This is a genomic window from Actinomyces ihuae (assembly GCF_001457875.1).
GTDB lineage: Bacteria > Actinomycetota > Actinomycetes > Actinomycetales > Actinomycetaceae > Pauljensenia > Pauljensenia radingae_A.
Genome location: NZ_CZPX01000005.1, coordinates 107,035 through 126,708, shown reverse-complemented (window position 1 = coordinate 126,708; position 19,674 = coordinate 107,035). Strand labels below are relative to the sequence as shown.

Sequence of the window (19,674 nt, the reverse complement as noted above, 5' to 3'; positions counted from 1 at the left end):
TTTGTGGGGAAGTCTCTCGATATTGAGATAATTTATCGAGTTTTTGTCAAACTGTGCGTGTGCTGGCCAAATACCCACCCAATACTTGTCTATTCCTTTACATATTGGTACGAGGGTGGCCGCGCCGCATGTCCACCACTGTTCATGCCCGAACATTTGCCTGTACACTATTGGTCATCATGGACAGTGACAGTTGCCCCTTGACATTCACTTTAATGATGCCTAGCGGTGTGCCCAGTCAGTCGCACACACATGAGGTTGCCTCGTGGTTTTAAACATCATTTTCTTGCTGCTCGGAGTTGTGCTGACATTCGGCACCTTCATCTTTGTGTCCTCGGAGTTTTCCTTGGTTGCACTTGACCAGGCATCCGTCGAACGGCGAGCATCAGCAGGCGATAAGCGCGCAGCACAAGTCCTGAAAGCCACACGCACGTTGTCCACCCAGCTATCTGGTTCCCAGGTCGGAATCACGCTGACAACTATTTTGCTGGGCTATACAACTCAGTCGGTTCTGACCCGACTGATCAACGACGGCCTGATATCCGTGGGATTAGCCAGCGCCATTGCTGGAACAATCGGCGTACTCGTCTCAGCCGTGCTCATCAATGCATTTTCGATGCTCTTCGGTGAGCTGCTGCCCAAGAACCTTGCTCTGGCGCATCCGCTGAAAACCGCCGGTATGGTGGTGCCATTCCAGATGGCGTTCACGTGGATTTGCAAACCGATCATCTTCCTGCTCAACGGCACAGCGAACGCGATTTTGCGGCTAATAGGCATTGAACCCCAGGAAGAGATCTCCTCTGCCCGGTCGGCGTCCGAACTGGCCGCCCTCGTGCGTCACAGTGCAGAAGAAGGAACACTGGACACCTCCACCGCATCTTTGTTCACGAACTCTATTCGAGTCGGTCAGCTCTCCGCCGTGGACGTGATGTCCGATCGAGGACTGCTGTGCACGCTTGGATCCGACGCGGTAGCTGCTGACGTCGTGGCACTGTCGAAGGAAACTGGTCACTCGCGTTTCCCCGTCATTGGTGATGACAGTGATGACGTGCTCGGTTTTGTCTCATTGCGCCGCGCGGTTGCTGTGCCGTGGGAGAAACGCTCTGACGTGTCCGTCCTGTCGTCCTCTCTGCTCAACCCCGCCCCGAAAGTGCCCGAGACGATGTCTCTAGCTCCGCTGCTGCTTCACCTGCGTGAAGAGGGCCTGCAGATGGCTGTTGTGGTGGACGAGTATGGCGGAGTTGCCGGCATCGTCACCCTGGAAGACGTCGTGGAAGAAATCGTCGGAGAGGTATCCGACGAGCATGATCATCGTCGTCTCGGTATACGCACTCAGGTTGACGGCACATACCTGGTGCCCGGCAGGCTGCGGCCCGACGAGCTGGCCGACCGGCTCGGAATTATCGTCCCCGACGAGGGCGGCTACGAAACCCTGGCTGGGCTGATCATTGACAATATTGGTCGCGTCCCCGAAACAGGCGACACAGTGGTGGTCGATCGTGTGCGCCTGACTGTCACGCAGATGCAGGGCCGGCGCGTCACGCAAATTGAAGTGGAGCCTCCCCGGACCGATGACCAGGAGCAGGAGGATGAGCTGATATGAGCCCCGCACTTGGCATCTTTCTGACCATATTGCTGTTGGCCATCAACGCGTTCTTCGTGGCGGGTGAGTTCGCCACCACCTCGACCAGGCGATCACAGATTGAGCCTCTGCGTGACAAAGGCGTGCGCGGCGCCAAGCAGGCGATGTACGCGCTCAAACATGTCTCCCTCATGCTGGCGATTTGCCAGCTGGGTATTACGGTGGCCTCCACGTCACTGGGATTCGTTGCTGAACCGGCGATCGCGCACCTCATTCACGACCCGCTGGTGGCAATCGGAATGCCGTCAGCAAGCGCTCACGTTGTCGCGTTTGTTGTGGCCCTCCTGATCGTCCTGTTCGCACATGTGGTGTTCGGGGAAATGGTGCCGAAGAACATCTCGATCGCCATGCCGCACACCGCGCTGCTGATATTGGCTCCGCCGCTCGTCGCGATGGGACACGTACTGCACGGTGTTATTCATGCAATGGACAACGCAGCGAACTGGTTCCTGAAGATCCGCGGAATCGAGCCACAGTCGGAAATTTCCGCGACCTTCACCGTCGAAGAAGTCGCTTCGATCGTCAAGCTGTCGGAGCGCGAAGGAACAATCTCGGACGACCTGGGACTGCTCAGCGGAGCACTCGAGTTTTCTGAAGAAACCGCGAAGTCGGACATGGTCGCCCTCGACGATCTGATCACGGTTCCTCGCGACGCGACACCCCACGATGTCGAGCGCCTCGTGGCGCAAACGGGATTCTCACGCTTCCCGGTGACTGGAGACGGCGACGAAATCATCGGCTACATTCACCTCAAGGACATCCTCTATGCCGATACTGAAAAGGAGCGTCTGGAGCCGATCACCGCATGGAGGATCCGGAAGATGGATCGCGTCCATGAAAATGACGAAGTGGAAGACGCCCTGCGACGCATGCAGAAGTCGGGGACACACTGTGCACTGGTGATGGGGGAATCGGGGGCAGTCATCGGTGTATTGTTCTTGGAGGACATACTCGAAGACCTGGTCGGTGAAGTCAGGGATTCCCTGCAGCGCGGACAGATCGGGTGACACTGTGCGGCAGAGATCTCGGCGGGGGAGTGCAACGTGCGTGATGGTGCCTACTGGCGACCTGATGTGATGAATGACCCGTGCGTCTCACGCGGATTAGGCTTCCCATCTGGCAGTGCATCAGCTAGCCTCGGTCACAGGCCGTTATAGTTTTGTGATCAGAGCTGTCGCGGGTTATATTGATGTCAGTGCTATGCGGCGCAATCAACAAGACGATGCGTCGAGGGCGATATCTGTGGAATTCAGGAAGGAACGGGCATGGGATCTGCGGAATTGACACCGCAAATCGATGCGCCACACACGGTACCTGAACAGGGTCACACTATCGCCTCCCCGTTTCCTCGTCGCAGCACGATCCACCAGCACACACGCCCTGAGTCCATCGACGCGCTCAGCGTGATCTCACCTTTCCCATCTCGCCGCTCGCTGCATGCGGACGCGTCGCCCTCGTCAATCGACGACGAAGCGGCTGACACCTCGCGAAATGAGGCTCTGGTCGGACTGGCCGCGCTTCCCAAACGGGCTGATCGCCACGCTCGTCCAACACGTTCACGACGCGTGCGACGCACCACGACAGCCTATACGAGGCAGAATAATGCGCCGTCGAGCCGCCTACGCACCCGCAAACCGCTGGCTCTCAGCGTCCTGGCTGTCGCCACTATTGGAATTGCGATCCCGCTGAGTGCATTCCTCAGCCCGCAGGATGTGTCCAACCAGCCGGTCGCAGCCACCTACAGCGGGCCTGCTCAGACCAGCTGGGCGACGATTGGAAGCACGACCACGCATGCTGGGACGCTCGAGGCGTACGCCGGTGCCGCATCTCGTTCACGAGCACGCCAGCCACTGGACGTCGACCCGTGTGTGCAAGCAGAAGGTGCCGCTGACGGAAACCGTGCGGTGCGTGAATCTGCCAATGTCATGTGGCCATTGAAGCAGGGCAGCTACGAAGTGACCTCACCGTTCTCCATGCGCGTCTCACCCATCTCAGGCCAGCTCCTCATGCATGAAGGCGTTGATATGGCGTCCACGCTGGGAGAGCCAATCCACGCGATTGCTGACGGCACGGTTGTCGAATTCAGCCAGGACTCCCGCTCAGGATCCTACGTGCGTATTGAGCACCGCCTCCCTGACGGAACCGTGTACTACTCGGCTTATGCCCATCAGAGTTCCAGTGACGTGCTGGTGAAGGAAGGCGACACCGTGACGGCCGGTCAGGTGATCGGTGCGGTGGGCAATGAAGGATGGTCCACAGGGCCGCACCTGCACTTTGAAATCCGTACGGCAGATGACACGCCGGTCGATCCGATGCAGTGGATGCCGGAGCATCAGGCACATTTCCTGGATCAGGTATGTCAGTAAATTCCCAGCGGGCAGATGAGCGAGGACCACTCATCATCGCTCACCGAGGCGGAGCTGACGAGAGGCCCGAAAATACGATGCGCGCCTTCCGCGGAGCCATCGACGCGGGCGTGATCCACCAGGAAACCGATGTGCACCTGACGCTGGACGGTGTCGTTGTCGTCCACCACGACCCCTCCATACAGGTCACACACGGTGAACCGGTCACTATTGCGCAACGTACGTTCGACCAGATCCGCAGCCTTGATACGGCCAACGGTGAGCCGGTTGAACGACTCGAAGACGTGCTGAGCAAACTGCCGCTGGCGCGATGGAACATTGATGCAAAGGTTGATGAGGTCGTCGACCCGCTGATCCATGTCATTGATCAGGCAGAGGCGTGGGATCGAGTTGTCCTTGCCTCGTTCAGTGAGCCGCGTCTGCGCCGCGTTCGCCACGCCCGCCCCTTCGCTTCCACGTCGCTGGGAATGTCAGGGATCGCGAGGCTCATGGGCGCAGCTTCGACCGCCTCAAGTGCGCGCACATGGAACGTTCCTGGACCTGACCAGGGAGTGCTTGCCGCACAAGTGCCACTGGCATTTAGAGGGATTCGCGTGGTCACGCCGCGTTTCATTGCCACGGCACACCGACATGGCCTGGCTGTCCACGTGTGGACACTGAACGCTGCCGCGGATATTGAACACGTCAGGCGAATGGGAGTGGACGGCATTATTACCGACCGGCCCACGATGGCCCTGGAACTCGCGCGCCTCTGATATTTGTTTACTGCACACAGAAGTAGCGATGCGACGTCCGGCGGTGCGAAAATCAACCTATGGAGATTCTGACTGCCACCGGCCTGTCAAGTGCTGCCGGCCTGAACGCGTACATTCCCTTGCTCATCATGGGCGTACTGGACAAATTCACGTCGTGGGTGAATCTGCCACCCGCGTGGAACTGGCTGTCATCATGGTGGTCGCTGGGAATCCTCGCAGTCCTTCTAGTCGTCGAAGTCGTCGCTGACAAGATCCCGGCCCTCGATTCAGTCAACGATATCGTGCACACATTCATTCGGCCGGCATCCGGTGGCATTGTCTTCGCCTCTGGTGTGGGTGCACAAACGGTTGCCACCAACGACCCGGACTCGTTTTTTGCCGACACGTCCAACTGGCTGCCCATCGTCATCGGACTGGTGATCGCGCTGGTCGTCCACCTGACGAAAGCATCCGCGCGTCCGATCGCCAATGTGGCAACCGCAGGCCTGGCCACTCCGTTCATCTCCGCAGGCGAGGACACGGCGTCCCTGGGGATCTCACTGCTCGCCGTGGTCGCCCCCATCATTGCTCTGATCCTGGTCGTCATTGTCATCGCATTCATGGCGTGGGCGATCGTGACGGTGCGCCGCTCCCTACAGCGCGTCCCACGATCAGGTCGTCACGAACGAGAGATCATCAGCGACGCGGACACCCTCGACAATTTCAACGATGCACGAGGGCGGCCTACGCGCGACTAAATGCCGGGTGATCCTTTCCACTGGCTGTGCGCGTGAGCAGGGGAGCGCCACTGCAGGCGGAAGTGCTAAAATCGACAGGCGTTGGCCCCGATAGCTCAGCGGATAGAGCGTCTGCCTCCGGAGCAGAAGGTCGCAGGTTCGAGTCCTGTTCGGGGCGCTCACAGGCAGGCGCTCAATGAGAGATTGAACGCGGGGTGCGCCACAGTGCGGTAACGAGTGGAAGCACGGTGCCGATGCCGTCTAATCTTGAACCATGACGCCTGAAGAACTTTCTGCACTGATCACGCGTATTGTGCGCGATGCCGCCCACGCCGGCACCATCACCCTGGATGAGGCTGACATCCCTGAAACAGTGACCGTGGAACGCCCTCGGCAACGCGAACACGGAGACTGGGCATCCAACGTTGCGATGCAACTGGCCAAGAAAGCACACACCGCGCCGCGTGCTCTGGCCACCGTCGTGGCAGACGCACTGCGTGAGAACGAGGGGATCGACAGCGTTGAGATCGCAGGTCCGGGATTCATTAACATCCGACTGGCCGCAGCCAGTGCCGGCGAGCTTGCGCGCACCATCGTGGAAGCAGGCGAAGCATATGGGCGCAACGACTCACTTGCCGGCACGCATATCAACCTCGAATACGTCTCGGCCAACCCGACCGGCCCGATTCATCTGGGTGGCGCACGCTGGGCGGCCGTGGGCGATTCGCTGGCCCGCTTGATCAGCGCGAGCGGCGCAGAAGTCACGCGCGAATACTATTTCAACGATCACGGCTCCCAGATTGACCGTTTCGCCCGCTCACTGGTGGCGCGCGCTCGCGGTCAGGAAGCGCCCGAGGACGGGTATGGCGGCCAGTACATTCAGGACATCGCAGACCAGGTGCGTCACGATGCGGCGGCAGCAGGGGAGCCTGATCCTGCCACACTGCCGGATGAAGAGGCTGTCGAGGCATTTCGCGCTCGCGGCGTTGACCTGATGTTCGCGCAGATCAAGGATCGCCTGCGCGCCTTCCGCGCCGAATTTGACGTGTTCTTCCACGAAGACTCCCTGCATACCTCCGGAGCCGTCACACGTGCCATCGAAATCCTGCGCGAACGCGGCGAAGTGTTTGACGAGGATGGCGCCGTCTGGCTGCGCACCACCGATTACGGTGATGACAAAGACCGCGTCCTCATCAAGTCGGACGGCCAGGCTGCCTACTTCGCAGGCGACGTGGCCTACTACCTGGATAAGCGCTCCCGCGGAGCAGACGCAGCAATCTACCTGCTCGGCGCTGACCACCACGGCTACATCGGCCGCATGATGGCCATGTGCGAAGCATTTGGTGACAAGCCAGGTGTCAACATGCAGATCCTGATCGGCCAGATGGTCAACCTGGTCAAGGACGGACAACCGGTGCGCATGTCGAAACGAGCCGGCACGATCGTCACCCTTGATGACCTGGTGGATGCTGTGGGCGTTGACGCCGCGCGCTACTCACTGGTGCGCGTATCGATGGATTCAAACGTGGACATCGACCTGGACCTGCTGTCCTCGCACACAAACGAAAACCCTGTCTACTACGTGCAGTACGCACACGCCAGAACCTGCAACGTGGCGCGTAATGCAGCTGAACACGGTGTCAGCCGAGACGCCGGATTCGACCCGTCCGCGTTGGACCATCCTGCCGACAGTGAACTGCTCGGAGTGCTTGCCACATTCCCGGCGCTTGTTGCGCAGGCCGCTTCAATGCGTGAACCTCATCGTGTGGCCCGTTACCTCGAACAACTTGCTGCGACGTACCACGCATGGTACGGGCAGTGCCGCGTCACCCCTCGCGCTGACGAGGACGTGACCGAGTCCCACGTGGCCCGCCTGTGGCTCAACGATGCGGTGACGCGGGTTCTGCGTAACGGACTGGCACTGCTGGGAGTGAGCGCCCCTGAGCGCATGTAGTGCACGCAGCTTGTCCAGCGCCAGGAATCGAGAAAGAGGACCACGATGTCAGCACATGATGCACAGGACGACCCGACTCTGATCCCCAGCGTGCCAGCAAAAGCAACCGTTGATACCCTCGTCTGTCCCGAGCCTTCCGAGCGTGCGGACATGTGGCCGTGGTCAGCTCGCCGCACAGATGATGGTGTCATCGAAATCGGTGGGTGCGCGCTGACGGAGATGGCCGAAGAGTTCGGCACGCCGCTTTTTGTTCTGGATGACCGCGACCTTCAGGCTCGCGCTCGTATGTGGGCGTCCACCATGACCGAGGAATTCTGGGACGGATACGGCATGAACGGTGGCGACGCATTCTATGCCGCCAAAGCTTTCATGTGCTCCCACGTGGCCCGCACCGCCACTGAACGTGGCATGGGCATCGACACCTCCACCTTCGGGGAGTTGACCAGTGCGCTGCGCAGCGGCGTGGACCCCGAGCGGATCGGCCTGCATGGGAACAATAAGTCGGACGAGGAAATCCGTGTGGCGCTCACTGCTGGTAACGGCCGAGGCATTGCCCGCATCTTCGTGGACTCACCTGGTGAAGTGGATCAGATTCAACGCATTGCGGCCGAGAGCGGCGTGACAGCGCGTGTCATGGTTCGAGTGAAGACCGGCATCCATGCAGGTGGCAACGAGATGATTCAAACCAGCCACGAAGACCAGAAATTTGGTCTATCGGTGGCAGGAGACGATGCGATGAGCGTCGTCCGTGCGATTCTGGATGCTCCGAACCTGACGCTGATGGGTCTGCATAACCATATCGGCTCGCAGATCGCTCAGGCTGAGCCTTTTGCCCACGCCGCACGGATAGTCATGGCTTTCCGCCACAGGATTCATGAGGAACTGGGTGTCCTCGTCGATGACATCGATCTGGGTGGGGGACTGGGCATCGCCTATACGTCAACCGACCCGATTCCACCCACACCTGCGCAGGTGGCGCGTGAATTGGCTACAACCGTTCGAGCACAAGCTGAGCGCTATCACGAACCAGTCCCGCGAGTGAGCGTGGAGCCAGGACGCTCCGTGATCGGCACGACAACGGTCACCGTGTACACGGTGGGTGCGGTGAAGGACGTGCAGGTCAGTGACGATCTGGTGCGCCGCTACGTGGCTGTCGACGGGGGAATGTCGGACAATATTCGACCCGCACTGTACGACGCGGAATATTCCGTCACGCTGGCGAATCGGCGGCTTAGTGCTCCGCTGGTGCGCTGCCGAGTGGTTGGAAAGCATTGCGAGTCCGGTGACATCGTCGTGAAGGACGTCGACCTGCCCGCTGACCTGCATCGCGGTGACCTGCTGGTGGTGCTGGCGACGGGAGCCTATGGCTGGTCGATGGCGTCGAATTACAACATGGTGCCGCGGCCAGGCGTTGTGGCCGTGCGCGACGGGAATGCTGAGGTTATCGTGCGTTCCCAAAGCGTGGAAGATCTACTGGCCTGCGACGTGGGCCTCGCCTGACCTGCGTGAAGCTGGGTGAAGCTTCAGGATCACTGGCAGCTGTGCGCCCTATTACGTCAATGCCACTTGCACCAGCGGCGCAGTGCGTTATGGTCGATGCATGGCTGATTCGACCTCTCACGTGAATGACATTGTGTTGAAACAGGGAATGACCATCCCGCAAGTTGGTTTTGGTACCTACCAAATACCGCCTGAGGAAACTGCAGAACGGGTCGAACAGGCGATTGAGGCGGGATATCGGCACATCGACACTGCCGCTGGATATCACAATGAAGCCGGCGTTGGTAAGGCGATTCGACGTTCAGGTCTGGAGCGTTCCGATATTTTCGTGACGACGAAGTTGCAAAATAGCGATCACGGTGCTGACCGAGCCATTGAGGCGCTGGATAATTCCCGACGTGCGCTTGGTCTCGATGTCATCGACCTGTATCTGATTCACTGGCCGGTTCCCTCGAAAGATCTTTTTGTCGAAACGTGGCGTTCCATGATCCGCATGCTCAACACGGGAGCCGTGCGCGCGCTGGGCGTCTCCAACTTTCTGCCTCATCACCTCGACCGTCTACGCGACGAGACGGGCGTGACACCGGTGATCTTACAAACCGAAGTTCATCCGTCTTTCTCGCAGCCTGACGTATTGTCCGATGCTCGTAACCGGGGAATGGTCATCGAAGCGTACTCACCGTTGGGCCAGGCGCGCGACCTCGAGGACCCGGTGATCCTCGACATCGCTGAGCGTGCCGGTGTCACCGCGGCGCAGGCTGTTCTGGCGTGGCATATGCAACGTGGTCGCGTGGTCATTCCCAAGACCACGTCGCCTGAGCGCATGGAGGAAAACCTGGCTGCAGCTGGTGTGAGCCTGCCGGAAACTGACTTGGAGGCGATCGATGCCCTCCACAGTGAAAGCGGCCGAATCGGGGCGCATCCGGACGAATTTGAGTAAAGAGCGTTTAAACTGGCAGAACTGCGTGTTGCGTAGGGGTTGTTGTGTGTCGCGGCAGTTCAGGCGTAGTTTAGACCAGAAGATATTGACACCTGTAGTGTGTGATCACGTTGTGGACAAACTAATCAGAATGTGAAACCTTGCGCCTTTCTTGAATGCATCTGACTTAACCTGCGGTTTATCTGAAGTTAAACTCTCAGATTTCTTTCAACATGGTAAAAGTGAGGTCAAGAATGCGTGTGCAGCGTAATGTAACGCGGGCTGCCCGGCTGACAGCAGTGACGGTTGCTCTTGGCGTGGCCAGCGCTGGCGTCGTCACGGGAGTGGGGAGTGCCCAGCCTGGAACACCAGCTGACGACGGTGTAGATGTGGAAGTTGCTCAATCTGGAGATGCCCCTCAGTCACCTGATGGCGCCCAGTCAGGACAGCCAGTAGCGGCGAACCAGCCGGCCGCAACAGACAGGGCGGCAGACGAGGGAACCCCCCAGGCGAACGATGCGAGCGATCCTGAGCCAGGTGTTCCCTACGTCCAGAATTTTGCGATTAACCTCAAGCGCGGCGTCAGTTCAGATCAGTTTAACTCTGCCGTGGCGGCCGTGCGTGAGACGGGTGCCGTGATCCTGCAGCAGTACCCGCAGATCGATTCATTCTTTGCTCAGACAGCTGACAGAAACTTTGCGGAGCACGTGCGCACAACACTGGCCGACAAGAAGGTGCCGTTGACGAACGTCGGACCCACCCGCTACGCCAAGGTTAAAGGTGACGAGATTGTCGTGGAAGCGGCTCAAGACTCAGCCCCGTCAGGGCAGCCAGGCACATCGACGAGGATGACGGGTCGCAGCCAGCTTGAAAAGAACAGTGAACTGGACCAGGAGTACACACCCGATCCTCAATCCGAAAAAGCGTGGGGTCTGAAGGCTGTCCGTGCCGACCAGGCAGCGGCCGTCGATGTCATGCTTGAGCCGGTCACGGTTGGTGTCATCGACTCCGGTATCGATGGAACTCACGAAGACCTCAAGGACCAGATCGATCACAGCAAATCCGTTGGATGCTCTCACAATGGTATTCCTGACACCTCGTTTGAGGCATGGCAGCCCTCCCCGACATCTGGATCTGATCACGGGACACACGTCGCCGGAACGATTGCTGCAGCGCACAATGGGATCGGCGTTGACGGTGTAGCACCGCATGCGAAACTTGCCGCGATTAAGGCAGGAAACGCTGATGGTCTGTTCTACCCCGAATACGTTACCTGCAGCTTCATCTGGGCTGCAGAACACGACATCGCGGTGACCAATAATTCATACTTCACCGATCCGTGGGAACACTGGCTTCCCACTGAAGAAAACCAGGCTGCAGGCCTGGAGGCCGTGACTCGCGCGGTTGCTTACTCCCACGACCACGACGTGCTCAACATCTCGGCTGCCGGCAATGACGATCGCGACATTGACAACGCGACGACAGACAGTGGCAGCCCGAATGATGTGGCTGGAGCTGCAATTGAGAACCGCTCGTCAGTGGGAGGCGTGGACCTTCCCAGCGATCTTTCCGGAGTGGTCGTGGTCTCTTCGGTGGCAAAGCCAGAGGGTTCAGATCCGCTTGACGGACCCTTCATTCGCTCATACTTCTCGAACTACGGCGCGAATGCTATTGATGTCGCCGCACCTGGATCGAGAATCTTTTCAACGATTCCACTTGGTTTCGACTGGAGGGATGAGACTGCACTGTACGCATCGAAGAGCGGTACATCTATGGCGTCGCCACATGCCGCAGGCGTTGCAGCACTTTTGCGGTCCGTTAACCCGACACTGAGTGCTGACCAGGCAGCAAACCTTCTGCGTGAACAGGCAGGTGGGCGCTACAAGGTCTTGGCCGACCCGAACAACGCAGAGGCGCCAGACGGCAAGGAATACCGCGGCACCGGTCTGGTGGACGCACTGGCAGCTGTCACAGTGAATCAGCCTCAGCCGACGGTTGCGGGAGTGGAGTACTGGGACTCTGAGAGCCAGTCGTGGAAGGCCATTGCGGATGCGAAAGTTGCGCCCCAGGGTGAGTACGTCAGGATTCGTGCAGCAGTGGCCGGGCCCTACACGAAAGCTGCTTTGCGAGTCAACGGTCGGTCCGTGGCCACCCTTGACGGGACTGGCGCCTTCGACTCGCAAGTTGCCTTTCTGGAAGCTGAGTTGAAAGTCGCTCAGGCATTCACTGCGGACAGGAAGCTGAATGTTGCAGTCGACGCGTGGGGACGTAATAACGATGCGCGTGCTGATGACGATGTGACGGTGGCTGTTCAGGGAACTCTGGACACGACCCGCAAGCACGACGAGCAAAATAAGCAGCCAGCTGCATACAGTGCAAAGCCCAGCGTTGCCCGTACCGGCGCATCGGTGCCCGCGATGGCACTGGCCGGTCTTGCGCTTGCTGGGGCTGGAGCGTTGACAGCTTCGCGGCGCATGACGCGTTTCTGATTTAGTGAAGATGGCACCGGGTGTAACCGCAGCCGATGTCGCACTCAAACGTGGCGCCTGCACCGTGTGGTGTGGGCGCCACGTTGTCTGTCCAGGCCACCACAGGCAGCGCCGGCGGGAATCCTTCGCTCTTTGAGCCGCCCCGGCGAACCCTCGGCGTTCAACAACCGCCGTTCAACACTCTCAGCGGGATCGCCCTCGTCCCTTTGCGCGCGAGCTGGGAGTAGCCGACAGGGGGTCTTCAGGCCAGGCATGCTTCGTGTACCGGCCGCGAAGCTCGGAGCGAACCTGTTGGTAGGGACCAGCCCAAAACGACGCAAGATCGGAAGTGATCGCCACCGGACGACCGGCCGGATCGGTTAGGCGAATAATCAGCGGAACTCGGCCGTCGACGAATCTGGGCGTAGACGTCCACCCGAATGCTTCCTGGACTCGCAGCGTGAGCGTCGGCCCGTTCTCAGTCCACTCAATGCGCCGACGTGCTCCCGTTGGAATCTCAATATCGGGCGGAGTCAGTTCATCCAGTCGCGCAGCCTGAGGCCAGGGCAACAGCGAACGCAACAGTCGCATCGTATCGATGCTGGTCAGTGGTTTTCCCGAAGCCAAGGCAGGTAAATCCTCAGCTCCCCACTGCGGAAAACTCGAGGCCAATGCTGCATCCGACACATCCGGCCACGGATCTGTGACAGTCTCGTGAAGCGCTGCCATGCGGGCACGCAACTGCACGGCGGTCGGTGTCCACGTCAGCGCTGACATTCCGTGCTCATTCAAGACCTGCTCCATGAGATCTTGAACAGTCTGCGGCGGCAGCGTCCTGAGTGACCGTGACGCGAGTCGAATAGCACCCAGCATGGTGGCCTGTTCGCCGCGAAATCGCTGTGCTGCCGGATCATACCAGGCGCGCGTGTCCTCATGGACAAGGGCGCCCGCACACCCCAGCGCATCATCCTCGCTGAGGGGGAGCGCCGCCCGGATCAGCGCGGTTGAACTGCCTGACGGCCGTGTCATATCGCTCACCGCCAGCCACTGCTGTCCGGCGAGGGGACTGGTGGCGGGCAGGGACGCTCCCAGACCGGACACCGACTGGTAGGACAAGGGAGAATCGCGGCGCCTACGCATGATCCACTGCGGGTGAGCGGTGGCCGCGACGAGGGCAAGCTGGTCATCACGGCTGAGCTGGTCTGCAGGGGCGTGGCGCGACATGTCGGCAGCGTATCGACCCATGAGGCGTGTCAGTCGCGCCGACTGGTCGCGTATATGCGACCACTCGGCGTGCGAGGAGTGGCGCAGACGGCGCACGCTGGCAGCAAGATCGGCGTTGTCACAGCGAATCTGCTCATCAATGATCGCAACACACTCACACGCGGCCTCCACCCCGATGACCGGCGCGCAGGCTGCCAGTGCGTGAGCAAGCGAGGGTGCGACCGGCAGTCGCGCAATCATCTCGCCATGAGGTGTGGGCGCGCCCTCAGTGTCGAGCGCCCCGATAGCGACCAGCGCCTCGCGAGCAGCCTGGACATTGCCCGAGGGGGGCTGATCCATCAACGGCAAGTCAGCAAAGTCGCGCACGCCCCACACCGCGCACTGCAACAGTGCATCAGTCAGATCAGACTCCACGATTTCCGGGGCCGGGGTCTGCCGGCGGCGCGCCCACTCATTTTCCGCGCAGCACCGCACCGCCCAACCAGGGCCGAGCCTGGCTGCACGCCCTGAACGCTGGACCATCTCAGCTCGTGACGCTGGCACTGTGACCAGGGTGGTGACACCGCGTGCCGGGTCGATGGACGGGTGGCGAGCCAGCGCAGAATCAACAACGACGCGCACTCCGGGAACAGTCAGTGACGATTCAGCGATCGACGTGGACACGATGACGCGTCGCCGTCGCTCGCAGCCCTCAGGCACAGGTGTCAGGATACGGTCCTGCTCGGCCGCTGACAGAGCAGACAACAGAGGCACTATCTCCACGTCGCCTCGCAGACGCGCACGCAACTCATCAATCAGCATGCGGATCTCGCGTGCACCTGGCACAAAGACCAGGACATCTGCGCTGGTGCGCTGCACAGTCTCATCGACAACGCGACCCATGTGAGCTAGGAACTCTCGACTTACTCCCACTCGACCACTGCCACCGACAGGTGCGAGAGCAGAAACGCTCGGTGCGGCAGGCGCCCACGACTGTTCCAGTGGAAACAGCACGCCCGGCGCCTCAATCGTCATGACATCTGCACCCTCGCACTCGCAGGCGTGGGTGCGGACGAAAGTCAGTGTCGGCGCCATATCCAGCGTTGCCGAGGTGAGGAAGATCGTCAGATCCTCACGCAGTGTCTGCCGTACATCGAGCAGGAACGCCAGGGCCAGATCAGAGTCGAGCGCACGCTCATGGAACTCGTCCAGAATTACGGCACTCACTCCCGGCAAATCCGGATGAGTCTGGAGGCGGCGCACCAACACGCCAGGGGTGACCATCTCGATACGCGTGTGCGGGCCGACGGCGCGCTCGCCGCGCACCGTGAACCCGACCGTTTCCCCCACACGCTCACCCAGCAGGGAGGCAATTCGTCGGGCGGAAGCGCGCGCAGCCATACGTCGCGGCTGCGTGCAGACCACCGTGCCGCTGACGCGCGCTGCGACAGCGGGCGCAATGAGCGTCGTCTTACCGGACCCGGTGGTGGCTGACACGACGGCAAACGTCCCCGGGTGCGCGGCGCGCGTCACCTGATCGAGGACTGACACGATAGGCAGGTCCGGTGGATGTGTGATCAGATCAAACAGCGATCGCCGGGGCTCGCTGGCACTCAACCCCGGATCCGTCACAGTGTCAGTGTGCTCACTCGACGAAGTCAGCACTGATCATGAACGTCATCGAGTAGTCCTCGCCCGGTTCCAGCACGATCAGGTCGATCCCGGAATTGAACGCATCAGGCGGGCAAGTCATCGGCTCAACAGCGGTGGCGATACGTCCCTGCTGATCACCGGAGTACACCTGAACCCACGGCGCGTCAGAGGTGACCGACACGGATGAGCCACCCTCGTCACACAGGCTGACTTGCCACGTGCCGTCGGGCAATTCGGTGAACGCGTGATCGACCGACTGGCTGCCGATGAGCCGCCCGGAGCGGAAATCCAGATCCAGATCTTCCACATCCTTCAGCTCGACGGGTGCCAAACGCTTATCGACATCGAAAACCTTGCCGGCCGGAACCGTCAGCGTCATCGCGTCGATCGACTGCTGACCGATCGTGATGTAGGGGTGGTGTGAGCAACCATAGGGGGCAGGTTCGCTGCCCACATTCTTCGCGTAGATCGTGATGCTCAGGCCGCGCTCCGCGCTCAGTGCGTACGTCACCGACAGGTCGAGGGCGAAGGGGTAGCCGTATTGCGGCGGCAGGAATGTGCTCATGGTCGCTGAATCAGAATCGGAGTGTACGACGGTCCAGTCGGTCCAGGACACCAGCCCATGCAGAGCTGCCCCGGTTTCGATTTCGTTTCGCGGCACGTCCATGCGCTCACCGTTCCACGTGTACGTCGCCTCGGTGATGCGGTTGGGCCACGGTGCCAGCGTCTTGCCGAAGTAGCCCTTCGTCAAAACGTTCGGGTCGAACGGAAGCGTGACATCGCGGCCGTTGAACGTCAGGGAAGCAAGAGCCGCTCCCACCGACACCACGTGAGCGGTGTATGCGCCTGCGCGCAGAGCAATATCGTGTCCGGAAAGTGTGCGTGTCATCGTTCCCACCCATCTGTGCTGGCAATCGTCATAGATTTCTTCCAGTGTAGTGGCTCGAGGCCGCTGCGCTGACACCCCGAGCGAGGGTGACGGAACCCACGCCAAGGGTGGCGCGAGGCACTGCTACATCACCGCTGCAATATCGAAGCGGCGCAGCTGCTCGCGCACCTTATCCACGTGCTCCACACTCGGGGGCTTGACGTCCTCCAGCGTGTACGTCATCCCCAGGTTCTTCCACTTGTCAATCGCCATCTGGTGGAACGGAAGGACTTCCAGACGGGACACGTTCGGCCACTTTTCGACGATCTGTCCCACTCGGTCGATGTTGTCCGGATCGTCGGTCAAACCCGGCACCAGGACGAAACGTACCCATACTTCGGTGCCGTGCTGAGCCAGGCGATCTCCGAAACTGATGGTGGGTTGCAGGTCGCGGCCAGTGACCTTTCGGTAGGTATCAGGATCACCGGACTTCACGTCGAGCAGCACCAGGTTCGTGTCCTCGATCATTTCATCGGTTGCCATCGCACCCAGGAAGCCGGAAGTGTCCAGCGCCGTGTGAATACCCATTTCACGGGCGCCGCGCAGGATGCGTGCAGTAAAAGCAGGCTGCATCAGTGCTTCGCCGCCCGACAGCGTGATTCCGCCGCCGGTGGTACGGAAGATTCTGCGATAGCGCTTAATGCGGCGCAACAGTTCATCGGACTCGATGGGCTGGCCGTCGCGCATATTCAGAGTGTCAGGGTTGTGGCAGTACAGGCAGCGCAGCGGGCACCCGTTGAGAAAAATCGTCATGCGGGTACCAGGTCCGTCCACCGCGGTCACGAGTTCCCACGAGTGAATCGACCCGAGTGTTCCTTCGCGCATACGGCGCAGACGATCTGTTCGCTCAAGGTCGGTCAGCTCCTGCAGGCCGGCTGTGCCCGCCCCGGCCATCCGATTAGCTGGCGGCTGAAAATCCTGGTCGCCGAGCAGCTCAATAGCCACTGGCTGTGACTGTGTCGTCATGTATATGCACCTCCTGCCATAAAAAGCGCTTGGCTGCCTGCCATCGTTGAATCGATCGGCAGGCAACCAAGCGGCACGTTTCAGTTTTCTGATCTTCGCATTGCGGTGTCATCGCGCAGTGCCGAGGACGCCCTCGTACCTGCGGGGATCAGGCTGAGTGGTGGAACGTACGGGACAGAACATCCAGCTGCTGCTCGCGGGTGAGCTTCACGAAGTTCACTGCGTAGCCGGACACACGCACCGTCAGGTTCGGGTATTTCTCAGGATGGTCGATCGCATCTTCCAGGGTGGAACGGTCCAGCACATTAATGTTGGCGTGGTACAGCCCCTTGATGCCGCCGTTCTCCTCACGCTTGTCCTTCATGTCGGCCAGGCGCTCATCAAACGTCTTCGTTGCCATGATCTCTCCTTCTCAGGTTGTTTCTAGTATCTCAAAAGAACTGTTCGTCGTCTCAATCAGTCTTCAGGAATGAAGCCGGAATCGAGGATGCCGACCAGGTTCGTGACCTGCTCGCCCTTGTTCCGACCCAGACCTGATGGCGTGATCGTGTTGGTCAACGAAATGCCGTCAAGGGCATCGTTGTAGTCCAGTTTACCGACCGACAACATGGATGCGACCATGCCGTGCGTGTCCACACCGTTCTGCGGGTTGGCGCCCGGCGCGAAAGGTGTGCCGGCCTTGTGTCCGCAGGGGAACGCGCCGGTTGCGCGGCCGTAAACCACGTTCGAGGTAATGGTCAGCACCGACTGAGTCGGGATGGCATCACGGTACAGGGGGATCTGACGGATCTTGTCCATGATGGTGTGAACAACGGTGGCGGCGATTTCGTCTGCACGATCATCGTCGTTGCCGTAGGTCGGGAAGTCACCTTCGACCTCGTAGTCCACAACCAGGCCGGTCTCATCACGCACGGGGACGACCTTGGCGTACTTGATGGCAGCCAGGGAGTCGGCCACGATGGACAGGCCGGCGATACCGCAGCCCATGGTGCGCACGATATCCGAATCATGCAGTGCCATTTCCATCGCTTCGTAGGCGTAACGGTCGTGGCAGTAGTGGATGATGTTGAGGGCCTCAACGTAGGTGCCCACAACCCAGTCCAGCATGTCCTCGTACTTGGCCCAGACCTCATCGAAGTCCAGCGGGCCGTCACCCTTGATGGGCTCGTACTCGTCAACGATCTGCTTGCCGGTCATCTCATCGCGACCACCGTTGATGGCGTACAGCAGAGCCTTGGCGGCGTTGACGCGCGCGCCGAAGAACTGCATCTGCTTGCCCACGCGCATCGGAGACACACAGCATGCGATCGCTGCATCGTCGCCCCAGTGAGCGCGGATCTGCTCATCGGATTCGTACTGGATGGAGGACGTCTCAATCGAGATCGAGGCACAGAATTCCTTGTAACCTGCGGGCAGGTTCTCATCCCAGAAGATCGTGATGTTTGGCTCGGGAGCCGGTCCCAGGTTGCGCAGTGTCTGCAGCAGACGGAAAGACGTCTTGGTGACCAGTGTGCGACCGTCCTCTGAGAAACCGGCATCTGACCAGGTTGCCCAGTAGGGATCGCCGGAGAAGATCTGATCGTACGCCTCGGTGCGCAGGAAACGCACGATACGCAGCTTGACAACCAGGGCGTCGATGATTTCCTGAGCGTCCTGCTCGGTGATCACGCCTGCCTTGAGGTCGCGCTCGAAGTAGATATCGAAGAATGCGGACAGGCGGCCGATTGACATTGCAGCGCCGTCCTGAGACTTCACGGACCCGAGGTAAGCGAAGTAGGTCCACTGCACAGCTTCCTGCGCGTTCTTCGCGGGGCCGGAGATGTCGAAGCCATAGCTGGCAGCCATGCTCTTCAGTTTCTTCAAAGCCTTGATCTGCTCGGCGTGTTCTTCACGGTAGCGGGCCCAGTGCTCGGAGAACGGCTGATCAGCGTAGCGGTCCTTGTCAACCTGCTTGGCTTCGATCAACGCGTCGACACCGTACAGAGCGACGCGGCGATAGTCACCGATGATACGGCCACGGCCGTAGGCGTCCGGCAGGCCGGTGATGATGTGGGAAGAACGGGCTGCGCGAATACGAGGTGTGTAAATATCGAACACGGCATCGTTGTGGGTCTTGCGGTACTGAGTGAAGATCTTCTTCACGTCAGGGTTGACCTCTTTACCGGCTTCCTTGATGGCGGTTTCCACCATGCGCCATCCGCCGAACGGCATCATCGCGCGCTTGAGGGGTGAGTCGGTCTGCAAGCCGACGATCACATTGTCGTCGTCGCTGATGTATCCGGGGCCGAACGCGTCAACGTCTGCCGGTGTATCCGTGTCAACGTCGAGTACGCGCTTCCTGCGCTCCTCGGACAGGTAATTCTTCTCCAGTGTGTCCCACAGGCGCAGTGTCTTGTCTGTAGGGCCAGAAAGGAAGGAGGCGTCGCCCTCGTATGGCGTGTAGTTGCGCTGAATGAAATCACGAACGTCGATGTGCTCGGTCCATGCACCGCGCTCGAACCCATCCCACGGGTCTTCGCTGACGGATGTTGGAGCGGTCATCTGGGTGGTCATAATCCCTCTTCTCCGGTTCCGGTCCCTTCGATCTGAAGGGTTTCGGTGGCG

Annotated in this window: 14 protein-coding genes and 1 tRNA gene; 10 read left to right on the top strand and 5 right to left on the bottom strand. The window is 60.1% G+C overall.

Features of this window, described 5'->3' with window-relative positions:
* The first annotated feature begins 265 nt into the window (after positions 1-265).
* From BN3002_RS05320 to BN3002_RS05275, 10 genes are all read left to right on the top strand, one after another.
* Positions 266-1,603: a hemolysin family protein gene (locus tag BN3002_RS05320; protein WP_058237006.1), complete on the top strand. Its 1,338-nt coding sequence runs from the start codon at positions 266-268 to the stop codon at positions 1,601-1,603.
* A complete protein-coding gene (locus BN3002_RS05315; protein WP_058237005.1) occupies positions 1,600-2,649 on the top strand; it encodes a hemolysin family protein in 1,050 nt (349 codons plus the stop codon). Before BN3002_RS05320 ends, BN3002_RS05315 begins: the two co-directional genes overlap by 4 nt.
* Positions 2,650-2,907: 258 nt before the next feature.
* A complete protein-coding gene (locus BN3002_RS05310) occupies positions 2,908-4,008 on the top strand; it encodes a M23 family metallopeptidase (protein WP_058237004.1) in 1,101 nt (366 codons plus the stop codon).
* Positions 3,999-4,763: a glycerophosphodiester phosphodiesterase family protein gene (locus BN3002_RS05305; RefSeq protein WP_070726404.1), complete on the top strand. Its 765-nt coding sequence runs from the start codon at positions 3,999-4,001 to the stop codon at positions 4,761-4,763. Before BN3002_RS05310 ends, BN3002_RS05305 begins: the two co-directional genes overlap by 10 nt.
* Positions 4,764-4,822: 59 nt before the next feature.
* Complete coding sequence (locus BN3002_RS05300; RefSeq protein ID WP_074026192.1) at positions 4,823-5,500, top strand: DUF4126 domain-containing protein; 678 nt, start codon at positions 4,823-4,825, stop codon at positions 5,498-5,500.
* 84 nt (positions 5,501-5,584) lie between these two features.
* Positions 5,585-5,657, top strand: a tRNA-Arg gene (locus tag BN3002_RS05295).
* A 96-nt stretch (positions 5,658-5,753) separates the two neighbouring features.
* Positions 5,754-7,433 (top strand): arginine--tRNA ligase, encoded by a 1,680-nt coding sequence (argS, locus tag BN3002_RS05290; RefSeq protein ID WP_058237002.1) that lies wholly within the window; start codon positions 5,754-5,756, stop codon positions 7,431-7,433.
* A 45-nt stretch (positions 7,434-7,478) separates the two neighbouring features.
* Positions 7,479-8,933 carry a diaminopimelate decarboxylase gene (gene lysA, locus BN3002_RS05285; protein ID WP_058237001.1) on the top strand — a complete coding sequence of 485 codons (1,455 nt, stop codon included), beginning with the start codon at positions 7,479-7,481 and terminating at the stop codon, positions 8,931-8,933.
* 100 nt (positions 8,934-9,033) lie between these two features.
* Positions 9,034-9,873 (top strand): aldo/keto reductase, encoded by an 840-nt coding sequence (locus BN3002_RS05280; protein WP_092648689.1) that lies wholly within the window; start codon positions 9,034-9,036, stop codon positions 9,871-9,873.
* 239 nt (positions 9,874-10,112) lie between these two features.
* On the top strand, positions 10,113-12,341 hold the full coding sequence (locus BN3002_RS05275; protein WP_157843508.1) for a S8 family serine peptidase: 2,229 nt from the start codon (positions 10,113-10,115) through the stop codon (positions 12,339-12,341).
* Between the two features lie 183 nt (positions 12,342-12,524).
* On the opposite strand, the gene hrpB is transcribed toward BN3002_RS05275, so the two are convergent.
* The 5 genes from hrpB to pflB all read right to left on the bottom strand — a co-directional run bounded on the left by hrpB (position 12,525) and on the right by pflB (position 19,623).
* The gene (hrpB, locus tag BN3002_RS05270; RefSeq protein ID WP_058236999.1) at positions 12,525-15,188 is read right to left on the bottom strand and encodes an ATP-dependent helicase HrpB; all 2,664 of its coding nucleotides are present in this window, start codon (positions 15,186-15,188) and stop codon (positions 12,525-12,527) included.
* A complete protein-coding gene (locus BN3002_RS05265; RefSeq protein WP_058237823.1) occupies positions 15,169-16,065 on the bottom strand; it encodes an aldose-1-epimerase in 897 nt (298 codons plus the stop codon). Before BN3002_RS05265 ends, hrpB begins: the two co-directional genes overlap by 20 nt.
* A 123-nt stretch (positions 16,066-16,188) precedes the next feature.
* Positions 16,189-17,070 carry a pyruvate formate-lyase-activating protein gene (pflA, locus tag BN3002_RS05260; protein ID WP_058236998.1) on the bottom strand — a complete coding sequence of 294 codons (882 nt, stop codon included), beginning with the start codon at positions 17,068-17,070 and terminating at the stop codon, positions 16,189-16,191.
* 148 nt (positions 17,071-17,218) lie between these two features.
* Positions 17,219-17,470, bottom strand: a complete 252-nt coding sequence (gene grcA2 / locus BN3002_RS05255; RefSeq protein ID WP_058236997.1) for an autonomous glycyl radical cofactor GrcA2 — start codon at positions 17,468-17,470, stop codon at positions 17,219-17,221.
* A gap of 56 nt (positions 17,471-17,526) precedes the next feature.
* Positions 17,527-19,623, bottom strand: a complete 2,097-nt coding sequence (gene pflB, locus BN3002_RS05250) for a formate C-acetyltransferase (protein WP_058236996.1) — start codon at positions 19,621-19,623, stop codon at positions 17,527-17,529.
* Positions 19,624-19,674 lie beyond the last annotated feature (51 nt).

Excerpts from the sequence above, each read along its gene's own strand:
- pflB (WP_058236996.1), bottom strand. The coding sequence starts at position 19,623 with ATGACCACCCAGATGACCGCTCCAACATCCGTCAGCGAAGACCCGTGG.
- pflA (WP_058236998.1), bottom strand. The coding sequence starts at position 17,070 with ATGACGACACAGTCACAGCCAGTGGCTATTGAGCTGCTCGGCGACCAG.
- argS (WP_058237002.1), top strand. The coding sequence starts at position 5,754 with ATGACGCCTGAAGAACTTTCTGCACTGATCACGCGTATTGTGCGCGAT.
- BN3002_RS05300 (WP_074026192.1), top strand. The coding sequence starts at position 4,823 with ATGGAGATTCTGACTGCCACCGGCCTGTCAAGTGCTGCCGGCCTGAAC.
- BN3002_RS05280 (WP_092648689.1), top strand. The coding sequence starts at position 9,034 with ATGGCTGATTCGACCTCTCACGTGAATGACATTGTGTTGAAACAGGGA.
- grcA2 (WP_058236997.1), bottom strand. The coding sequence starts at position 17,470 with ATGGCAACGAAGACGTTTGATGAGCGCCTGGCCGACATGAAGGACAAG.
- BN3002_RS05310 (WP_058237004.1), top strand. The coding sequence starts at position 2,908 with ATGGGATCTGCGGAATTGACACCGCAAATCGATGCGCCACACACGGTA.
- BN3002_RS05305 (WP_070726404.1), top strand. The coding sequence starts at position 3,999 with ATGTCAGTAAATTCCCAGCGGGCAGATGAGCGAGGACCACTCATCATC.
- BN3002_RS05315 (WP_058237005.1), top strand. The coding sequence starts at position 1,600 with ATGAGCCCCGCACTTGGCATCTTTCTGACCATATTGCTGTTGGCCATC.
- lysA (WP_058237001.1), top strand. The coding sequence starts at position 7,479 with ATGTCAGCACATGATGCACAGGACGACCCGACTCTGATCCCCAGCGTG.
- BN3002_RS05265 (WP_058237823.1), bottom strand. The coding sequence starts at position 16,065 with ATGACACGCACACTTTCCGGACACGATATTGCTCTGCGCGCAGGCGCA.